This window comes from Anaerovibrio sp. (assembly GCF_024697385.1).
Taxonomy (GTDB): domain Bacteria; phylum Bacillota; class Negativicutes; order Selenomonadales; family Selenomonadaceae; genus Anaerovibrio.
In genome coordinates this window covers 1-3,452 of sequence record NZ_JAILFV010000063.1, presented here as the reverse complement: position 1 = coordinate 3,452, position 3,452 = coordinate 1, and the positions used below count along the sequence as shown (strand labels likewise).

The window sequence follows — 3,452 nt, the reverse complement described above, 5'->3', positions numbered from 1 at the left end:
ATCCATGAAGCATGGCGTAATAAAAGGAAAACATCACATGCTGCCGAAAGTCAGGAGATATATAAGCAATATGGATTTTGTCCTTAGTTTTACATCTTGCCGGTACGACCAATTCACCGGCAGGTCCCAACTCACTTTTTATATCCTCAAGGGCCTCCTTGACTTCATGGCAATCCTCACTTCTGCATAGCCTGGATAAAAGAGCGGACCCCTTTAAACCGACCTTGCAATAAACATCCGCCACAAGCTCCGCCGCCCTTTTATATCCCACTGCAGCTTCATCAATCAACCCCAGCTTATGACTTCTGGAGGCATAATTTACCCATAATCTTCGCTGGAACTCCTCAGTCCCTTTGCTTTTCTCCTGGGATAATAACTCAAGAGACTCCTGACTCTCCTTCCATGCCCCCACATAATCCAGCCTTGCCTGTAAAATATCACTCAACAGTGACATGGCTTCCACTGTATACTGCCTGTTTGTGTCATGGGAAATTGCCAAACGACACCAGGCCTCTGCCCGTTTATAATCCTCTTGCTTGTAGCAATCAAAGCTTTGATTTAATACTTGCTCTACTGAAGGAGTATTCACAGGCTGCAGCTGTGCTATGTATTTGTTCCATATATCTGTATAGGCAGCCTCCAGCTCCTTCATATACAATTTTTTATCCATTAAAGGAGATTGCTCCATCATATGACGCAGGCCAATATGTAAATTATTGATTATTTCCTTATTATCGGCCAAAGCTACAGCCAACTCGAAATATCCCTGTTTATCCTGCACAACAAATTCCGACAGGCCTATATTATGCAGCAAACTACTGCCAAAACGCTCTCCATGACTGTTGCCTTCCAATGTGATAACCGGCACCCCCATATAAAGGGCATCGCAGGTAGTACCCCCACCTGGGTATGGGAAGGTATCCAGGGCAATATCCATATCCAGGTATTCCTTCAAATAATCTTTACTGAAGCCACGAAGCTCAATACGGTTTTTCCATTCTTCGGAAGCCATATCTATCCCCAGCTTTTTCAATCGGTCAACAAACAGCTCATGACCGTATTCATCATCAAAAATACTTCCTTTTAGAAGTAAATGAGATTCAGGTACTGCCAATAATATGTTTACCCAAAGCTCCAGCACCTCGTCATTGACCTTGCGCAGATTGTTAAAGCTGCCAAAGGTAATATACCCAATTTTAATGCACGGTGTATTTCCTGTGGGCAGTGCCTTATACAACGGAGTGTAACAAAAATGTGAATGCTCCAGTCTGATAATTTTTTCTGAAAAATACTCCTGCTCCGAAGCCAAATATTTATCCGATAAAAAATAATCCACAGCCCTAAGACCAGTCGTAGCAAAATAGCCTATACCACTTACCTGAACAGGAGCCGGCTTATAGGCCAGTATAGGTAATGGATTGTTTGAAGTATGTCCTGCCAGATCAACCAGTATATCAATGTTATCCTGATATATTATTTCAGCTGCTTTTTCCGGACTCATTCCGCTGATGTTACGCCAGTTATCTGTCATGGTTCTTAATTCTTCGCTGTACTTGTCCTCATTGGGATTATTGTGATAACAATATACCTCAAACCTTTCCTTGTCATAATTTGACAGCATGGTCCAGGAAAACCGAAGAACAACATGATTGCGCAAATCCGGGGAAATATATCCTATGCGAATCCGCCCAACAGGCTTTTTCAGTATAGCCTCCAGCTGGTATTTTTCCCCGTGCTCATACTGGGAAATATCCTTAAACAAAGCATTATATCCTATATGCTCCTTGTAGTAATACTCCGGAGAGCTATAAACAAAATGAAGATTAAAAAGATAATTGCTGTACTCCAACGCCTGTAGCGGGAGGGTATCTGCTGCATCCACTGAGTTGCGATAAAACTCCAGGGCCTGGTTATGATTGCCATAATTACTCAACAGCTTACCCAAAAGATTGCAAATTTTCTCCAAGACAACTGTCGAAGTTTCTTTTATATGCTCCTGGGAAAACCGAAAGGCCTCCCATCCATTGGCAAGGGCATCCCTATTTTTACCTTTTTTCATCAACAGTCGTGCAATAAGAAAACTTCTATATGCTGTCTGGGGAAGTGCCTTCAATTTATCCATAATCTCATCGGTATTTTTAATTAAAGTGCTCTCAATAGCTATAACCATACGCATTTCAAGGGCACTTCCCAAAAGCTCGTGCCAGCCATTTTTTTCAGCCTGCTGTACCAGGGTAGCAGACATTCCATCTGCTCCCTGATAATCCCTCCTGTCCATACAGTCATATATTTTTTGCATTAAAGCCTGTCCCTGACTAATCTTCATACCCATAAATCCTATAATAATTTTATTTTTTTTCCAAACCTAATCTAACACGATATTCCTGCAACCGTCTCACTGCCTTATTTTCCTTGGAATAATCATTAAATCTATCAAGATAATTTGGGGAAACCAATATTTCCATATAACCATCCTGAGGACGCTCATTCATACCATTTATTCCCAGAATTCCCAATTGTACTAATTCCCTATATCGATTGCCCAGCTTCACTACAGCACTGTCATATCGATGTGTTGCTATATATGTATATCCTTCTTCATAGCTATTAACATTTTTCCCATAATAAGACATAACCCCTTGGCTCACATATCCCTTCATAGCCTTTGCCATAAATTCCCCGTCTTTTTTCCGGTCATAAATGGAATTTAACAATTCAATAAGCTCAACATCATCTGTATCCTGTAATATTTTGCACAGTCCCCTGAGGGATTCTATCCGATATTTATGCTCCTGCAATGCTTTAAAATAATTATCAGCTGCTTTTTCATAGTTACCTTTTAGAGAATAAATATTTCCCAGGCGTTCATAAGCATAAAACAACATTCCCCGGGCTGTATCGGATACACCTATCCCCTTAGACATTTTTTCCTCCTGCACTTTACGAAGTTCCAGCCCCTTTAGCACAGCCTGTTCTGCCCCTATATAATCTGTCTGTTCTTCCAACACCATTCCACGCAAAAATGGGAAAAATGGTTCTTGAGGATAATCCTTTTCAGCCTTATCTATGGTTTCAAGTACTTCCTCCACTGGCTTATGGGCGTTATGCATGGCTAAAATAAGTGTTTCGTAAAAATTGCCCTCAAGGCCAATCTGTTGATACCCATTATCAATACATTTTTTTGCATAATACACCGTTTTTTCATAATCTTCCAGATTATTATAAGCATCCATAAGATACGGATATAATCGTCTGCGTTCTTTTTCTGTAGTAGCTTTTTCCATCTCGCTTATTAAAATTGGAAGATTTCGTTCAGCCTTTGAACGGGCAATACTGCCGGAATAGCCAGTATGCAGAAACTCCAGTTTATCGGCAAACACCATTTTTTTATTTCCCTGGCTGTTGACCACCTGTTCATGGATAGCGCCTACATAGCGTATATAAGGACTATT

General features: G+C 40.8%; 1 protein-coding gene and 1 pseudogene. Both read right to left on the bottom strand.

Annotated features, from left to right (window positions below; genetic code table 11):
* A pseudogene (locus tag K6C05_RS03090) lies at positions 1-2,332 on the bottom strand (hypothetical protein); the annotation flags it as partial.
* Between the two features lie 16 nt (positions 2,333-2,348).
* Positions 2,349-3,452, bottom strand: a 1,104-nt coding sequence (locus K6C05_RS03085; protein WP_296731093.1) for a tetratricopeptide repeat protein, incomplete at its 5' end; no start/stop codon positions are given.